At 33.3% G+C, this 17,153-nt stretch carries 18 protein-coding genes and 1 pseudogene; 11 read left to right on the top strand and 8 right to left on the bottom strand.

All coding sequences use genetic code 11. From position 1 onward, the window contains the following. Positions 1 to 81: 81 nt before the first annotated feature. Positions 82 to 1,161, bottom strand: coding sequence for an efflux RND transporter periplasmic adaptor subunit (locus FLV_RS04915; RefSeq protein ID WP_243231355.1), 1,080 nt, complete (start codon positions 1,159 to 1,161; stop codon positions 82 to 84). Positions 1,162 to 1,333: 172 nt separating this feature from the next. Beyond that, complete coding sequence (locus FLV_RS04910) at positions 1,334 to 1,714, bottom strand: hypothetical protein (protein WP_243231354.1); 381 nt, start codon at positions 1,712 to 1,714, stop codon at positions 1,334 to 1,336. A gap of 283 nt (positions 1,715 to 1,997) precedes the next feature. Between FLV_RS04910 and FLV_RS04905 the strand changes: the two genes are divergently transcribed. The 5 genes and pseudogenes from FLV_RS04905 to FLV_RS04885 all read left to right on the top strand — a co-directional run bounded on the left by FLV_RS04905 (position 1,998) and on the right by FLV_RS04885 (position 6,352). Further along, positions 1,998 to 2,888, top strand: coding sequence for a Fic family protein (locus FLV_RS04905; protein ID WP_243231353.1), 891 nt, complete (start codon positions 1,998 to 2,000; stop codon positions 2,886 to 2,888). 120 nt (positions 2,889 to 3,008) lie between these two features. Then, the gene (locus FLV_RS04900) at positions 3,009 to 3,509 is read left to right on the top strand and encodes a tetratricopeptide repeat protein (RefSeq protein ID WP_243231346.1); all 501 of its coding nucleotides are present in this window, start codon (positions 3,009 to 3,011) and stop codon (positions 3,507 to 3,509) included. A 107-nt stretch (positions 3,510 to 3,616) separates the two neighbouring features. Continuing rightward, positions 3,617 to 3,844: pseudogene (locus FLV_RS04895) on the top strand (Inward rectifier potassium channel Irk); the annotation flags it as partial. Positions 3,845 to 3,917: 73 nt separating this feature from the next. Then, positions 3,918 to 4,817, top strand: coding sequence for a MerR family transcriptional regulator (locus tag FLV_RS04890; RefSeq protein ID WP_243231345.1), 900 nt, complete (start codon positions 3,918 to 3,920; stop codon positions 4,815 to 4,817). A 239-nt stretch (positions 4,818 to 5,056) separates the two neighbouring features. Next, on the top strand, positions 5,057 to 6,352 hold the full coding sequence (locus FLV_RS04885) for a cryptochrome/photolyase family protein (RefSeq protein ID WP_243231344.1): 1,296 nt from the start codon (positions 5,057 to 5,059) through the stop codon (positions 6,350 to 6,352). A 267-nt stretch (positions 6,353 to 6,619) separates the two neighbouring features. Here the strand turns inward: FLV_RS04885 and FLV_RS04880 are convergent, their stop codons facing one another. Together FLV_RS04880 and FLV_RS04875 are read right to left on the bottom strand one after the other, a co-directional pair. Next, positions 6,620 to 7,924, bottom strand: coding sequence for an ABC1 kinase family protein (locus tag FLV_RS04880; RefSeq protein WP_243231343.1), 1,305 nt, complete (start codon positions 7,922 to 7,924; stop codon positions 6,620 to 6,622). Next, entirely contained in the window at positions 7,921 to 8,583 is a 663-nt protein-coding gene (locus FLV_RS04875) for a TetR family transcriptional regulator C-terminal domain-containing protein (RefSeq protein WP_243231337.1), read from the bottom strand. Before FLV_RS04875 ends, FLV_RS04880 begins: the two co-directional genes overlap by 4 nt. A 98-nt stretch (positions 8,584 to 8,681) precedes the next feature. On the opposite strand from FLV_RS04875, the gene FLV_RS04870 reads away from it, so the two are divergent. Beyond that, entirely contained in the window at positions 8,682 to 9,593 is a 912-nt protein-coding gene (locus FLV_RS04870) for a TIGR01777 family oxidoreductase (protein ID WP_243231336.1), read from the top strand. Between the two features lie 6 nt (positions 9,594 to 9,599). Here the strand turns inward: FLV_RS04870 and FLV_RS04865 are convergent, their stop codons facing one another. The 4 genes from FLV_RS04865 to rmuC form a co-directional block, all read right to left on the bottom strand. After that, entirely contained in the window at positions 9,600 to 10,166 is a 567-nt protein-coding gene (locus FLV_RS04865; RefSeq protein WP_243231335.1) for a YceI family protein, read from the bottom strand. A 213-nt stretch (positions 10,167 to 10,379) separates the two neighbouring features. Beyond that, positions 10,380 to 10,769 (bottom strand): VOC family protein, encoded by a 390-nt coding sequence (locus FLV_RS04860; RefSeq protein WP_243231334.1) that lies wholly within the window; start codon positions 10,767 to 10,769, stop codon positions 10,380 to 10,382. Positions 10,770 to 10,787: 18 nt separating this feature from the next. After that, positions 10,788 to 11,336 carry an acyl-CoA thioesterase gene (locus FLV_RS04855; protein WP_243231333.1) on the bottom strand — a complete coding sequence of 183 codons (549 nt, stop codon included), beginning with the start codon at positions 11,334 to 11,336 and terminating at the stop codon, positions 10,788 to 10,790. A gap of 64 nt (positions 11,337 to 11,400) precedes the next feature. Continuing rightward, positions 11,401 to 12,774: a DNA recombination protein RmuC gene (gene rmuC / locus FLV_RS04850; protein WP_243231331.1), complete on the bottom strand. Its 1,374-nt coding sequence runs from the start codon at positions 12,772 to 12,774 to the stop codon at positions 11,401 to 11,403. Between the two features lie 189 nt (positions 12,775 to 12,963). On the opposite strand from rmuC, the gene FLV_RS04845 reads away from it, so the two are divergent. From FLV_RS04845 to FLV_RS04825, 5 genes are read left to right on the top strand one after another with little or no spacing between them, the layout of a single operon-like run. Further along, entirely contained in the window at positions 12,964 to 13,827 is an 864-nt protein-coding gene (locus FLV_RS04845; protein WP_243231330.1) for a protease complex subunit PrcB family protein, read from the top strand. A 1-nt stretch (position 13,828) separates the two neighbouring features. After that, positions 13,829 to 14,227 (top strand): hypothetical protein, encoded by a 399-nt coding sequence (locus FLV_RS04840; protein WP_243231327.1) that lies wholly within the window; start codon positions 13,829 to 13,831, stop codon positions 14,225 to 14,227. A 50-nt stretch (positions 14,228 to 14,277) separates the two neighbouring features. After that, positions 14,278 to 14,829: an RNA polymerase sigma factor gene (locus FLV_RS04835; RefSeq protein ID WP_243231324.1), complete on the top strand. Its 552-nt coding sequence runs from the start codon at positions 14,278 to 14,280 to the stop codon at positions 14,827 to 14,829. After that, positions 14,826 to 16,562 carry a hypothetical protein gene (locus FLV_RS04830; protein ID WP_243231321.1) on the top strand — a complete coding sequence of 579 codons (1,737 nt, stop codon included), beginning with the start codon at positions 14,826 to 14,828 and terminating at the stop codon, positions 16,560 to 16,562. The genes FLV_RS04835 and FLV_RS04830 overlap by 4 nt, the downstream gene beginning before the upstream one ends. A 16-nt stretch (positions 16,563 to 16,578) precedes the next feature. Further along, positions 16,579 to 17,112 carry a MepB family protein gene (locus FLV_RS04825; protein ID WP_243231318.1) on the top strand — a complete coding sequence of 178 codons (534 nt, stop codon included), beginning with the start codon at positions 16,579 to 16,581 and terminating at the stop codon, positions 17,110 to 17,112. Positions 17,113 to 17,153 lie beyond the last annotated feature (41 nt).

The following is a 17,153-nucleotide window of genomic DNA, read 5'->3' as shown; positions in this document are numbered from 1 at the left end:
GGTTTGCTCCGCTAATTCACCTAAAAGCCTCGTGTCAGGTTTCCGTATAAAACTTGAAACCTGAAACTTGAAACAAAAAAGCTACTCCGCTTTTAATCGTAAATTGTTGATTACCTTTTGCGGAGCGATATAACCGTAATTGATTTTATCATCTTCTTTTACTTTCTGAACCCCTTCGAGCAAAATTTTATCATTTTCGGTAAGTCCGCTGCTGATTACATATAAATCCGGAATTTCACCTGTAATCGTGATTTCTTTTGATGCTACTTTATTGTTTTTACCTACTATGAATACGTATTTTTTATCCTGAATTTCATAAGTCGCTTTTTGCGGAATCACAATAGCATTTTTCAATGGAACCAGCATCTGAATTTTTCCGGTTTCACCGTTTCTAAGTAATTTTCCGTTATTAGCAAATCTGGCTCTGAAAGCAATATTTCCGGTTTCGTTATCAAATTCACTTTCAATAAGTTCAACTTTCCCTTTGTATTTAAAAGATTCGCCATTAGCCAAAAGTAAGTTTACATTATTCCCTGCACGATCTTTTACATTAGTCTGATATTGAAGATACTCCGGTTCAGAAACATTAAAATAAGCAAACATCTGAGAGTTGTCTGAAAGACTTGTCATCAATTCGCCTTCATCAATAAGACTTCCTAATTTTAAAGGAATTCTATCGATTGTTCCGTCAAACGGCGCTCTGATTTCTGTAAATGATAAATGCAGTTTTGCCAGTGCCACTTCTGCTTTCGCCGATTGCAATTTTGCCTGAGCAACACTCAGTTCGTTTCTGGAAACGATATTTTTATCTGCCAGCGTTTTGGCATTCAAAACTTCAATCTCTGCTGATTTTTGTTCAGCCTGCGCTTTCAGTAATTCTGCCTGATACATGTTCGGCATAATTCTGAACAATAGCTGACCGGCTTTTACAAACTGACCTTCATCCACATAAATATTTTGTAAAAACCCTTTTTCCTGGGCGCGGATTTCGATGTTTCGTACAGAACGGATCTGCGAAACATACTCTTTGGTAAACGAAGTATCAATTTTTACAGGATTGGTTACTGTAAATTTTTCGGCTTCCTCTTTTTCTTCTTTTTTAGATGTACAACTGGTTAGGCACACCAGGGCAATTAAGCCTGTGAGAACAATTCTTTTCATGATTTAAGTATGGAAATTAAGCGATTGAATGCCGGGAATACATAGATTCCCTTAAAAGTAAAAGCACCAGTAACCATAGTCAGAACAGAACTGTCCCATGTAAGAAGTAAAAAAAATATACATCTATGAGATATGAAAGATCATAACTCAGGCAACTGATGTATAGGATTTATCAGATTCTTAAAACGCGCTGCGTAATATAAATAGGATTTGAATAGCCACAAAATGGCACAAAGAATTTGAAATGACTGTGATAATTAACCGTAATCTGATCAGAGAATGTCAGATACCAATTATCAAGCAGACTATAATTTACAGCGAAAACTTTACCGCTTAAATCATTTTTAAGAGCATTATCACCCAGAAATTCCTCATCAAGATCAAGGTCAGCTTCTTCTATTATAGAAGTTCCCTGCTCCTGACTGGTATATTTCACATGATGTTTGTGCCCGTAATTATGAATAGAATTTTGATATGTACCGGCACTAAGATATTGCCCTCCGCCAAACAGAAGGAAATTCATGAAGACCAGAAATACAATTATTCTTCTCATATTGGTTGCGAAAGTAAGCAAAGAATTGTAACAAAAAAATAAATTTTAATAAGGTTTAACAACTAAAACCAAACAAAAACGTTTTCAATGGCTCATTAAAAATTTAACAATTCGATTTTCAGATTTAATTTGTAAAAAATAGAAGACTTTTTCCACAATAGTTCTGTATAAGAACTTTTAATTTGATTTTAAAGATTTTTCCTTGCCTTTATCGGCAAAAAAATAATATTTTAGAGCGTGATTTTGTTATATATTTGCCGATAACGGCAGATTAAATAAATTTATGAGATATATTTCAGTTAGTGAATTCGCTCAAAAATGGAAACTATCCGAAAGGACTGTGCGTCACCATTGCGCTACAGGAAAAATAAATGGAGCTTTCCTGACTGGTAAAACATGGAACATTCCCGAAGATACTACATTAGCTGAAAAAGGAAACAAAAAATTCAGTAATAACATATTGCTCAATCTCTTAAAAGAGCAAAAAGAGATGAAACTAAAAGGTGGTATTTATCATCGGACACAAATTGATTTTACTTATAATTCGAATCGCATTGAAGGGAGTAAACTTACCCAGGAGCAAACACGTTTTATTTTTGAAACCAACACAATTGGAAGTTCTAAGGAAAGTGTCAACGTAGACGATATTATTGAAACTTCCAATCACTTTCGCTGTATTGATTTGATTATTGATAAAGCAAAAAGCAAGCTTACAGAGGGTTTAATTAAAGAGTTACACTTTTTATTAAAGTCAGGCACATCAGATAGCAGAAAAGATTGGTTTAATGTTGGTAATTATAAAAAACTGCCTAATGAAGTCGGAGGTAATGAAACTTGTCCTCCTAATAAAGTTTCCGCAAAAATCAAAGAGTTACTTTTTAACTATCATAAAAAAGAAAAGAAAACCTTTGAAGATATTATTGCCTTTCATCAGCAATTTGAAATCATTCATCCCTTTCAGGATGGCAATGGCCGCGTAGGAAGATTAATTATGTTTAAAGAATGTCTTGCCAACAACATTGTTCCTTTTATAATTGATGAAAAACTAAAATTATTCTATTACAGGGGCTTACAGGAATGGAATCTTGTGCAGGAATATCTTTTAGATACTTGTCTTACTGCTCAGGACAACTATAAATCTCTGCTTAATTATTTTGAAATAGACTTTAAATAATGGCTTTCGAATACAGAAAATTTAATTTTTTATTTCCATTTTTTAAACAAAACAACTTCTCTTAGAAAAGAAATATTTCTATATTCGTTTCCTATTAATTTAAACCCCAAATTAGTTTTTATGAAACACGTATTCCTTACATTAATTTTTATGGCGACCTGTTCAGTATGGTCGCAATCAGCAACTGCTTATTTCGACAAAGCAATGAAAAAGGCCGAAGCAGGAAACACAAAAGGCGCCATTGCAGATTATACTAAAGCAATCAGCATGAATTCAAAATTTGTAGAAGCTTATCAAAACAGAGGTGTTGCAAAATTCAAGCTGAACGATTTACAGGGAGCTTTAGCCGATTTTAGCAAAACCATCGAATTAGACAATATGAATGCTGATGCTTTTACCGGCAGAGCCAATGTTAACTACAAACTGTTAAATTATGCCGATGTTATAAAAGACTGTTCTTACTCAATTCTTTTAAATCCAAAAGACTATGTGGCTTACAACCTGAGAGCTTTAGCCTATAACAAATCAGGTGACAAAAAGAATTGTTGTAAAGATTTCACTAAAGCAATAGAATTAGGAAGTCAGAGCGCTATTAAAAACAGGGCTACTTTCTGCAAATAAAACATTCATAACGAATCATACTGGGCGATCTGTAGAATTTACTTTTTACAGATTGCTTTTTTTATACCGAAACAGAAACCTTATTCAACCTCTAAAACAGTCCTTTATATAATTTTACCGAAAAAGATTTCAAAAAGAATCATGGTGAAATTTTAGTATTCATAACCACTTTTGATGCTCTGTTCAGTAATACCGTTGCTGCAAGGACTTCATATACTTTCAATGAAATTATTTATGGAGCCAAATTTCATACCATGTATAACCGAAGTAAAGAAGGCTCAAAAACCATTTTGCATTTAGATTTATTAAACAGTATTGAAGCAATAACCCTCTAATACCTATCATTTTAATCAAGTTTTAAATATAATCTCAGATTTTATTTTAATTTTGTTTATCCAATTACAAAAAATGATAAACAATATTAAGACGGTCTTCAGTATAAAAGATCTTGAAAACTTATCCGGAATAAAAGCACATACTATTCGCATATGGGAAAAAAGATATAATATTCTTGAGCCCATGCGTACAGATACCAATATAAGGCTTTACAATATAGCCAACCTGCAAAAGCTGCTAAACATTACATTACTCCATGAATACGGCTATAAAATATCTAAAATAGCCACTTTTCCTGAAGAAAAAATTCCTCAATTGGTTCGTGAAATTATTTCCATGAAAAATTCACAGAATTACGCTATCAATTCTTTCAAGATGGCAATGATGAATTTCGATCAGGAACTTTTTTTCAACACCTTTGACTGGCTGATTACTGAAAAATCATTTCAGCAGGTATTTAAGGAACATTTTCTTCCTCTATTGAAAGAAATAGGACTTTTATGGCAATCACAAACCATTAGTCCGGCAAATGAACAATTCATGAGCCATTTGATTAAGCAAAAAATATTAATTTATACCGAAGGGCTTCAAATTTTGAAACCTGTCAAAACAGATAAAATTTTTGTACTCTCATTACCAATGAATGAGATTCATCAAATAGGATTACTGTATCTTCAATATGAAATTTTACTTAAAGGTTACAAAACCATTTATTTAGGAAAAAGTATGCCTATAGAAAATCTGGAAGATCTTACCAAACATTTCAACAACATCATTTTTGTAACTTTTATGACTGTACAACCCGACCGCAGTGTTGTTAATCAGTATGTAAAAACAATGGAGCAAAAATTACTCTTAAAAAGCAACGAAATCTGGCTGGCCGGAAAAATGGCCGAGCATATTGACCGAAAAAACTTATCAGAAAGAACCTTTGTTTTTGACTCAATGGAAGAAACAATTTACAAAATATAATTTTCGTTTACTATTTTACATTTTTATCAAACAAATAAAAACTGACTGAAAATCATGTTTTTGATTACCGTCAGGATAAAACAGACGCATTATTTAATTCAAAATAAAATTTCAGCGCAACGTTTGTCATTCCGTAGGAATCCCGATACGTTTTCGGAACCTTAAAGACTCCTACGGAATGAGAAAAATTGTCTATAAATCTACAACCAAAAAACATCCGCTAGACGGAATTACATATAATGACAAAACAAAAAGTTACTTTTTTCTGGTTCAGACGCGATTTACGGTTAGAAGACAATACCGGATTATTTCACGCCTTACAATCAGATTTTCCTGTGATTCCGCTTTTCATTTTTGACGATGCAATTCTGGAAAGTCTTCCTGAAAATGATTCCAGAGTGAGTTTTATCTATGATTCACTTGAAAAAATAAACGCCGAATTAAATGCTTTAGGATCTTCAATTTTAATTAAAAAAGGAAACACTAAAAACGTTTGGAAGTTCCTTATTGAAGAATTTGATATTCAAAACGTTTTCTTCAATAAAGATTATGAACCTTTTGCGATTAAACGTGATGCATCTATTATTGAATTATTCAAAGAAAAAAATATAGAATCCTTCTCTCATAAAGATCATGTAATTTTTGAAGAAAAAGAAATCACAAAAGCTGACGGACTTCCGTACACGGTTTACACTCCTTACAAGAACAAATGGCTGGAGAAATATCATTTTTCAGGTTCAGCACCCGAATATGATACGAAACCCTACTTTTCGAATTTTGTGAAAAATCAGTTTCAATTTCCGGACTTATCGGCAATTGGTTTTGAGAGAAGCACCATAAAAGTACAGCCACATAACCTAACACAAATTGCCAATTACAAAGAAACAAGGGATTTTCCCGCTTTGGACAGTACTTCTTATCTTTCGCCACATTTGCGTTTTGGAACTGTTAGTGTCCGAAAATTAGTGAATTGGGCAAACCGAAAAAACCAGACTTTTTTAAGCGAACTGATCTGGAGAGAATTCTTTATTCAGATTCTGTTCAGCTTTCCGAATTGTGTCAATCACAATTTCAAATCGGCTTATGACGGGATTCAGTGGCGTAATAACGAAGAAGATTTCAAGCGCTGGTGCTCCGGAACAACAGGTTATCCAATGGTCGATGCCGGAATGCGTCAGCTAAACGAAACCGGATACATGCACAATCGCGTGCGTATGGTCGTTGCCAGTTTTTTATGCAAACATCTGTTGATTAACTGGCAATGGGGAGAAGCTTATTTTGCAGAAAAACTTTTAGATTTTGAACTGGCTTCAAACGTAGGAAACTGGCAATGGGCGGCCGGGACAGGCTGTGATGCGGCACCGTATTTCAGGGTTTTTAATCCGGAAATCCAGCAAAAGAAATTTGACGAAAAAGGAATCTACATCCGCAAATGGATTCCTGAATTCGATTTAGGATATAATGAACCAATGGTGGATCATGCTTTTGCGAGGGACAGAGCGATTGCGACTTACAAGGCGGGGATACTTAAATGAAATAATCAATTTTTAAATTCCAAATTCCAATTACACGCAATATTGTCATCCCGAGGAACGAGGGATCTCCGCAAGAAACTCCGCAAACAAAATCACCAATCTTTGTAGAGTTACTAACGGAGATCCCTCGTTCCTCGGGATGACATACTATACATTAAAAGTCATTATGAAAAACTGCCCTAGCCCAGATGGGAACGGCATCCTTTTGTGGCGTCCCGATAGCTATCGGGAGCCACAAAAAGGTACAGTGGACAGCTGGATTAGCTTCTAATATTTCAAATAATTCTCAACAACAATCTTCGCTTTCAGATCAAACATCAAATTGTACAAGCCGAAGAAGGTACGGTTCATGTAAATAAAATGCTTGGAACCGCGGTTGCCGTTCATTTTTTTGAGGTTGGTATCTTCTGAAAAACGTTTTCCTAATTCGGCGATAGCGTTGAAGAATTTTTCATCGGCAAAATCGAAAGTCTCATCCTGAAAAGGTTTCGTAAACAGCGACAATAAATCATGAAACATTGCTGTAAAATATTCAATTTCTGAAGGTGTATCGTCTGTACGAAGGATTTCTAATTCGAATAATTTATCGTTGAAACGATTTTTATCTGTAATGACATTTTTGTTGATGAGTTCAAAATACGGAATATAAAACTCGTTCGGAATTTGTTTCATACAGCCAAAATCCAAAGCAATCAGTCGGTTTTGATCGTCTACCAAAAAGTTTCCGGGATGTGGATCGGCGTGTACTTTTCGTAACACATGAATTTGGTACATATAAAAATCCCAAAGTGCCTGCCCTATTTTGTCTCCGGTTTCCCGATCAAAATCTTTTGCCGTAAACTCAGAAAGATGAATTCCGGTCATCCAGTCCATCGTAATGATTTTCTCTGATGAAAATTCCGGATAGTAATTCGGGAACAAGATGTTTTCAATTTTACTGCAGGCTTTTACCACTTCTTCGCTTTGCTTTAATTCCAGTAAATAGTTGGTTTCTTCGATCAGTTTGTCCTCAACTTCCTTAAAATATTTATCAGAATCTTTTCCCTGCAGATTAAACATTCGGATGGCAATTGGTTTTACCAAAGCCAAATCGGATGAAATGCTGTTGGCAACACCCGGATACTGAATTTTAACGGCCAGTTTTGTATCACCTTTCTTTGCCAGATGCACCTGCCCAATACTGGCTGCATTTACAGAATTGGCATTAAACTCATCAAAAATCTCATAAGGCGTTTTGCCAAAATTACTTTTGAACGTCTTTAAAACTAATGGAGCCGAAAGCGGCGGAACTGAAAATTGTGACAATGAAAATTTCTCTACATACGCCTGAGGCAAAAAATTCTTGTCCATACTCAGCATTTGGGCAACTTTCAAAGCGCTTCCTTTTAGACTTTTTAATCCGTCGTAAATGTCTTCGGCATTATTTTCATTGAGTTTATCGCGTGTCAAATCGGGATTGACTATTTTTTCGGCATAATGTTTAACATAGTTTACTCCAATTTTAGCTCCGGTCTGAACGAGTTTTCCGGCTCTCTCTATTTTTGAAGTGGGTATATAATCGATTGTTTTCATGATTTGCTGTATATTTTTTCTTTGAAGAGAAATTTCCCTAAATCTATCAGATGGTTCATTGGTGCTACATTCATTAATTCGAAAGAAGCATTTACGGATTTCTCTATAAAAATATCTGTTTTTTCAAAAGCGGCTGATGAATCGTCTATCCAGAATTTTATGGTCATCATCAATTGCAGCCAGGCACTTTCCTGAATGGCTTTTTCCTGAAACTTCTGTAATTTTTCCTGCTCTAACCTGTAATCATCTGTCAGGATTTCAGAAACATATTCTTTGAAACTGTCTCTTAATAAAGTCAGCTGAACCAAATTCTTCAACGGATTTCTGTCCAGTTTGAGCGATTGTAGAACGTAACTTCTGTTAGCAGTTAATACTTCAAAAAAAGTAAAATAAAAACTCAGCATTTTGTTCTTCATATCGTATTCTGAATAATCGGTATTTTTCTGCAGCAAATCAACTGTGTTGGCAAAAAACAATCTAAAAATTTCTTTTTCCAAACCTTCCAATGTTCCAAAAAAGGCATAAAATTCGGCCTCTGTAAAATCATTTTCTTTGGCAAAATGATAAACCGATTTTGGTTTCTGACCTTTTTCCAAAACTTCATTCATGTATATTGAAACGATATCTTCTTTACTGATTACCTTCTTTTTAGCAGCCATTTCTTTTAAATTTAGAATTCGCTCTAAAGGTAAGCAATGTTTAAGTATCTTTACGAATGTCTAAATAGCTGGCACTGTTAAATATATTATAAACTATCATGGCTAAAAACGTATTACTCACCGGAGGAAGTGGATTCATTGGTACCTACCTTACCCATGTACTTATTGAAAATGGTTTTTCAGTATCTGTTTTAAGTCGTTCAGACAGAAATAACACGGATTTCATTACCTATTACAAATGGGATTTAGACCATAATTATATTGATGAAAATGCGATTTTAAATGCCAATTTTATTATTCATCTGGCAGGCGAAGGAATTGTAGAAAAACGGTGGACAGAAAAACGCAAAAAAGCCATTTTAGATAGCCGTACCAAACCCATTGAGCTTATTTATTCTGTTTTGCAAAAACACAATAAGTTGCTGAAAGCTTTTATTTCGGCTTCGGCTGTTGGGATTTACGGAGCCGTTACCTCTGATGAAATTTGTACCGAAGAGACACTTCCTGCAAATGATTTTTTAGGCACAACCTGCCAAATCTGGGAAGATGCTGCTGCTAAAATTGAATCATTAGGAATCCGGACTGTAAAAGTGAGAACCGGAATTGTGCTGGGAAGAAATGAAGGCTTTTTAAAAAAATTAAAACCCAGCTTTAAATTGGGTTTTGGGGCCATTTTAGGAAACGGAAACCAATACCTCCCCTGGATTCATATCGAAGATTTATGTACTGTTTATTTAAAAGCTATTCAGGATGAGCAAATAAATGGTAATTATAATGCAACTGTTTTAGACAACACAACCAATATCGTATTATCTAAAACACTTGCAAACTTTTATGGTTATTCTATCTGGCTGCCCAAAGTTCCGGATTTTGTTCTTAAATTAATTTTAGGTGAAATGAGCGTTGCTGTCCTGAACGGACAAAGGGTTTCATCAGAAAAAATTAAAAAAGCAAGTCTAAATTTTCAGTTTGATGATCTGGAAACGGCGCTTTCACGTTGTATCTCGTGACCAATTTTATTTTAAAGTCAGAAACATTTCGTCATTACCAATCACCCCGTTTAACTCCGTATTGACTGTTTTTGCGATTTTAGCAGCAATTCTGTTCGGTATTTCAATATCAAAATCGGAAATAGTTATCGGAAAATCAGACTTAATCTGTATCCCGCCATATACTTTTTTCAGCAAAGCTTTTACCGAAATATCTTTGTATTTTCCGCGAATCATTAATTTCCCTTTAATTACATATTCTTTTTCGGTTTCATCGATATCTTTCAAATCAAATTTTGCGATTTTACCTTTAAAAAAAGCTTTAGGATAGCGATCACTTTCTACATAATTTTCATTAAAATGTTCTTTCATCAAATCCAGTTTAAAATGAAAATCTCGCATGACAACAGTACATAATAAAGTACTTGCTTTAGGATCCAAAATAATCATAACCGATTTGTTTACCGCTTTTATTTCCTCAAAAAAGGGTACGGTAGCTTCAAAATTTATTATTGCCTTGTTTGTAGTAATTTTTTCCTGAGCAATAAGAGAACAAGCGGTAAACAATAAAATAAAAAATACAGTTCTTTTCATAATCGTCATCATTTAAACAATTATGTCATTCGGTTTTTTATTTTAAGAAGAAAGAAAAACTAAGATCAAAAAATCGAATGGCGTACTCCGTGAAAACATACAATAACTCAATACATTATCTACTTAAAGTTACGAAATTTTCAGGAATAGGGTTGACGATTTTATGCTAAATATTTGTGAATCTTTCAAATACGAACTATTGCTTATGGAATGTTAAATTGGTGTGCAGATTTCAAGTAAAAAACCATCCAAATCCCTGACATAAGCTACAATTTGCCCCCAAGGCTTCATCTTTGGCTCTGTCACTAATATAGCCCCGAAAGAAGTTGCTTTTTGAACCAATTCTACAACTTCATCTGTTATAAAACCTAATTCGATCGCAAAAGGCTTATCTTGTAAATTACTTTCAATAAAACCCTCTGATAAATTTTGAGAAGCCAGTTTCTTTGAAGCAAATGAGATTGTCGTTTCGCCAGTACTCAATTCCCCATAATCATTATCAGGAGTTATAAATTTTCTTGAAAACCCAAAAATACTTTCGTAAAAAACTAAAGATCTTTCTACATCTTCTACATATAATATTGTATAGCCAAACTTTACCATTTTGCTTTATTTATTATGTTAACCAATCTCTACCAATACATTATATTTATCCAAACTTGCCAAATCTTCAATTGAATTTACTTTGGCTTCTCTGGCATGTTCTTCTATTTCTTTTCTGGTTTCAATTTGCTTGATACATTTTCTAAAACGGCGTACTTCATCCAGATTGGTTAAAATGAGTCCCGGAACCTGAATGCTTTTACCATCTTTGTCTTTGGCTACCATTGTAAAATAAGATGAATTGCAATGTTTGATTACGCCGGTCTGAATATGTTCTGCCTCTACACGAATACCTACAATCATTGAGCTGCGTCCTACATAATTTACCGATGCCTTCATGGTTACCAGTTCACCAACTTCAATAGGTTTTAAAAAGTTTACCGTATCCACAGAAGCTGTTACGCAATAATTACCGCAAAATTTTGAGGCACAGGCAAAAGCAATCTGGTCGAGTAATTGTAAAATGTATCCTCCATGAATCTTTCCGCTGAAGTTGGTATGCGACGGAAGCATTAGTTCTGAAATACTAATTTTTGATGAAGAAACGGGTCTGAAATCTGTAGTCATTAATGTAATTGTTTATAGTTGTTGGTTTTTGGTTTACGGCTGTTTTTTTTGTTTTAATGAAAGTTTAATTTAATAATTGATTTTCATCAGTATTTGAAGCTCTTGCAATAATATTTTCCGGAAGCGATTTTTTAGCTTTAGCTCCCATTTTTCTTAATTTTTCAACACTCGAAATCAGATTTCCTCTTCCTTCAACGAGTTTGTTCATGGCGTTTTCATATTCGGTTTTGGTGTCTTTTATTTTGTTCCCGATTTTTACCAAATCGGTTACAAAACCTTCAAATTTATCATACAACGCCCCTGCCTGACGAGCAATTTCAAAAGCATTTTCCTGTTGTTTCTGATTGGCCCACATACTGTCAATAGTTCGTAAAGTAGCCAATAAGGTCGTTGGGGTAACGATTACAATATTTTTGGCAAAAGCTTTATTGTACAAAGCCGAATCTTCGTTTAAGGCAATGGCAAAAGCGGGTTCAATAGGAATAAAAAGCAAAACAAAATCCGGACTTTCAATTTGGTACAAATCGTGGTAATTTTTGCTTCCGAGCTGCTCAACGTGTCTTTTTAAGGAATTGACGTGTTCCTTCAGAAATTCATTTTTAAGGTTTTCCTCCTCTTCATTGACCCATTTTTCATAAGCAGTAAGAGAAACTTTCGAATCGACAATCATTTTTTTACCGTCCGGCAAATTAATTACCACATCAGGAAATACGCGATTTCCTTCAGCACTCATAAAACTTTGCTGTACTTCGTATTCTCTTCCTTTTTCAAGTCCCGATTTTTCAAGCACACGTTCTAAAACCAGTTCGCCCCAATTGCCCTGTATTTTACTGTCGCCTTTCAGCGCTTTTGTCAGATTTAAAGTCTCTTTGCTCATCTGAACATTCATTTCGCTTAAACCTAAAATCTGCTGGCGCAGGGCTGCATGGTAATCAATACTTTCTTTATGAGTCTGTTCTACCTTTTGCTCGAAACCCTGAATTTTATCCTGCAAAGGCAACAGGATGTTTTTCATGTTTACGGAATTCTGTTCTGTAAATTTTGCCGATTTTTCTTCGAGAATTTTATTGGCCAGATTTTCGAATTCTTTGGTAAATTTTTCCTGTAGCGCAGTAATTTCAGCTTTTTGTTCTTTATGGCGTTCCCACAAATTTTCAAAATCAACCTCTTTTTTAGAAAATTGAATCGCTAAGCTATCTTTTTCATTCCGAATATTTTCCTTTTCAGAATTTAGCAAATGAAGCTGTTTTTCGAAGCTCAGTTTTTCATTTTGAAATTGTTCTTTCTGCAATTGAAATTGTGTACCGGCTGCATTAAGTTTTTCATTCAAACTTACTTTTTCTGAATCAGATTTAGCCAAAGACAATTTTCCTCCTAAATAAATCCCCAGGAACAAAGCAATAACAAAAACTGATAAAAGCGGAAGAATATCCAACATAACTACGTTAATTTTTAAGTAAAAGTACGCAATAATACGTAGTTCTTAATCTATAAAAAATAAAATTTCACGAATTAGTAACCATTCTAAATTAAATAAACAATTACTCAAATTCTATAAAATTATTTTTTCACGCAACCATTTCAAAACAATTACATCTTTAATAAATAAACATAAAATAAAAATTTCATGAAAAAGTTAATATTAAGCTTATTTATAGCTTTTGGATTCAGTGCCTGCTCTATAAATGACGATTTACCTCAGAACACTTGTGGAGAGTACGTTAATGTTCCTTTTAGCGGCTTTCCTCTTTCTTGTAACTATACTATAAAAGAACAATTTCTTAACCCTTCAGCACTTGTTGTAAATACAGAGGAAAAATTAAATCAGTATTTTACAAAGCATAACAATACCTGCACAGTAGCAAGTGATCCAAATATTGATTTCACTAAAAACTTTTTGGTTGGAATTTTTTCCGGTCAAAAATCAACTACCGGTTATGGTATAAAGATTACTTCGATAGTAGAAAACGATTGTCAGATTTTTGTTAATTTTTATGAGCATGGTCCACAAACCGGAGAAACAACTACTCCGGGTGTAAATTATCCTGCTGATTATGTTTTGATTCCTAAAACGACAAAACAGATCTATTTTAACAAAACAAATGAAAACAAAGACAATATTGTAATTGGAACTTTTGGGACCGCTAATGACTTTTTTCAGTTAAATGATTACAACATTCTTAAATTTTTAAATGTTGCTGTAGGAGCTTATGAATTTGGCCAATATAAATATACCGCTACAATAAAAAGGGGTGAATATACGTTGTTCCTGAAAAGTGTCCCAACTGAAATCTTAAACTTAAAAGGCCAAACCAAAACCTACGGAACTCCTGATGCAGCAAACCAGGGTGGTGTTTATTTTGAATTACACCAAGGCGCCAGTACAACAAAAATCTATATCGACAATAACGATACCGATGATCAGAGTACTGAAGTTAAAGTTTTCAAGAAGGCGATTAAAGACAAAATCCTTCTTTTAAAATTAAACTAACATGACAAAAAAACTATTCTTTTTTATTGTATTTGGAATTTTCACAACAGCTTATTCATTAGGAACAAAAACCACCGAAAACAGTAAAATTATCAACACCTGGGTTTGGGAAAAAACAATAGGCGGCGAAACCAATCCTTATGTTTCTACTCCAAAAACAATAGGATTCAATAAAAAAATAGTTTTTACTCCTGACGGAAAAATAATTACCTACAAAGATGATGTCGAAATTCGTAACAGCACATACGAAATCAAAAAAGGAACCAGTTTTTTTGATCAGTCAGAAAAAGACCTGATTTCTTTTGAAGGCAAAACATACGCTATAGAAAACCTTGACAGCCAGAACTTAACAATTATAAGCAATGACTCTGAAGGTACACGTACTATCTATAAAAAATAGGTTAAGAGTCTAAAAAGAGCTATTTTTGCAAAAACCAAACCATCCTGTTTTTGAAAGACGATTTAGACATATATATTAAACAATGCATACAAAATGACAGAGCAGGACAACTGAAAATTTATCAGTTGTTCTCTCCTGTCCTGTATGGTATTTGCTTAAAATATATGAAAAATGAAGATGATGCCAAAGATGTTTTTCAGGAAGCTTTTATTATCGTTTTTCAAAAAATCCATCAATATAAATTTGAAGGCAGTTTTGAAGGCTGGCTTAAACGAATTTTTATTAACAAACTAATCGAAACATTAAATAAGAAAAAAAAGGAAAGTTTCTTTTTGGATGTTTTTGATCCTGATACCGATTTTACAGAGGATGAGGAATTAGATGTTATACCGATTCCACAAGAAAAATTACTCGAATATATTAGAGAATTACCAGATCAATACCGCATGGTTTTTAACTTATATGTTTTTGAAAAAATGAAACATAGAGAAATTGCGGAGCAACTCAAAATTTCAGAAGGAACTTCAAAATCCAATTTAAACAGGGCAAAACGAATTTTACAGAAAAAAGTTTTGAGTATTAAAAATTTTAAAATAGCATGAAAAAGCAAAAAATAGAAGATATTTTTTCATCAATTGAAAACTTTTCGAGTGTTCCACCACCCGAATTGTGGAATAAAATTGAAGAAGAACTTGATAAACCTAAAAAGAAAAAGAAAGTAATTCTTTGGTGGTCTGCTGCTGCATGCCTTTTATTAGGATTATTACTTCCTACTGTTTTACATTTTAATTCTGACAAGGAAATCGAAACAATCTACAACGGATCGATAGAAAAAAGTGTTGTTCTTGATGAGAATAAAAATGACTTAAATAACAACGCAACAAGATCTGTTGAAAAAAACATTATCAAAAAAGAATCTGATGTTATTGAAAATCAACCTTTAGAAAACACAATAAATCCATCCAATAATTCCCAAAACAACAATACATCTAGAACAACTATTACTCATACCAGTTCTAACAACAAAATCAATTCAGGCATTTCTAACCAAAATAGAAACGTTGGAACAGTAAATACGAATCAGGCTGTAGCCGAAAAAACAGCTGCTGCAGGAAAACAATATTCATTCAATTCTTTTTCAAACAACCAAACATCGACTGAAAAAAGAAATGGAAATCAGGCTCTAGCTGAAAAAATATTTGGTGCTGGTAAACAAAATTCGTTTAATTCCTTTTCAAATAATCAAATATCTACTCAAGAAAGAAATGAAAATCAGGCTGTAGCTGAAAAATCATTTGTTACTGGTAAACAAAATTCATTTAATTCTTTTTCGAACAACCAGATACCAAATTCTATTTTTGAAGATAAACCGACTTCAAAAAACAATACTGCAGTTGCTTTAAACTCTTCAAATTTTATTTCAGATAAATCAAATTCTAAAAATGAGAATTCTAATGACCCAATAATTACTAAAACAATTATTGCAGAGAATATTCAAAAAAACAACTCAATCTCAACCAATTCATTGAGCAAACAAGATTCTGTTCAATTGGCCGAATTACAAAATTTAGAAAAAGGCATTGCCGAAGTTAAAACTGAAAAAGAAAAGGAAATTACAACAGCATCAAATTCTGAAAAATGGTCATTGGAAGTTTTTGCAGGAATTGCGAATTCTGAAAATTACAATAAGCAAAAAACACTGGGAAATGTTAATGAATCTAAACAAACAAGTACATACGGTGTAAAAACAAATTACAAACTCAATAAAAAATGGGCTGTGAGTTCAGGTTTTAAAATTAACGAATTAGGACAAAGCATTGCCAATGTTTCTTATTTTAACAATACTTATGCAGCGTCAGCACCAATAATTAACGATTATTTTAGTCCAAATTCAATTGCTAGTGAAGTTACACCAAGAATAACAAACAATTCGGGTTATGTATTTGTTTCAAAAAACACCCGAAATGCTTTAAAAAGCGATAATCTGGAAAACGGAAAAATCGATCAAAGTTTAAAATATATTGAAATGCCTCTTGAAGTTTCTTATTCGCTTTTCAATAAAAACAAAACCAGCATTAGCTTAAATACAGGTGGTTTTGTGGGGAAATTAATTTCAAACAATGTAACTTTAAACGGAAATTCAATTGGTGATAATTTAAATGCCAGTGACTTTGTTTATGGAACTTTATTAAGCAGTACTTTACAATATCGTTTATACAAAAAAACACATGTTTTTGTTGAGCCGGGAATGAACTATTATGTCAATCCGTTAAACAATCAAACTTTTAATCAATTTCAATGGGCATTCAATTTTGGTTTGAATCTTTCATTTTAAACCAAAATATTACAGCATGACAACTCAGGGCACTTGGAATAACTTGGAAAGAATTCCACATGATCTAATTTTGGTAAAAGAATTAGTTTATGATTTTTGCAGCTTTGCCTGTACACAACCTCAACCAGAAGCAGAAAGCGCTGAATATAATGCTTATCGTTTTGAGATCAATAAAAAAACAATCTGCTACAGAGAAGCTAAAATTACGCCAACAAAAACAGGGCAGTTTGTCACTTTATGGAAACGAAATATATCAGGAACCATTGAACCTTTTGATTTTTCGGATCTAATAGATTTTGTCGTTATTAGTGTTCGAAAAGAAAATAGTTTTGGACAATTTATTTTTCCGAAAGCTGTTTTATTAGAAAAAGGAATTTTTTCTACACAAACCAAAGAAGGCAAAAGAGCGACAAGAGTTTACCCGCCCTGGGACATTACTACCAGCAAACAAGCCCAAAAAACACAAAACTGGCAGTTGGATTATTTTTTAGATCTTTCAAATAAAAAAGCTGCGGTATCAAAGGCAAAATTATTGTTCGACATTCAATAAAATTTCAAAAAAAAGGCAGTTCAAATTTGAACTGCCTTTTG

It is taken from the genome of Flavobacterium pectinovorum (genome assembly GCF_022802975.1).
In the GTDB taxonomy this organism is placed as follows: domain Bacteria; phylum Bacteroidota; class Bacteroidia; order Flavobacteriales; family Flavobacteriaceae; genus Flavobacterium; species Flavobacterium pectinovorum_B.
Note: the sequence above shows the minus strand (reverse complement) of the source record. Positions and strands in the feature narration are given on the sequence as shown.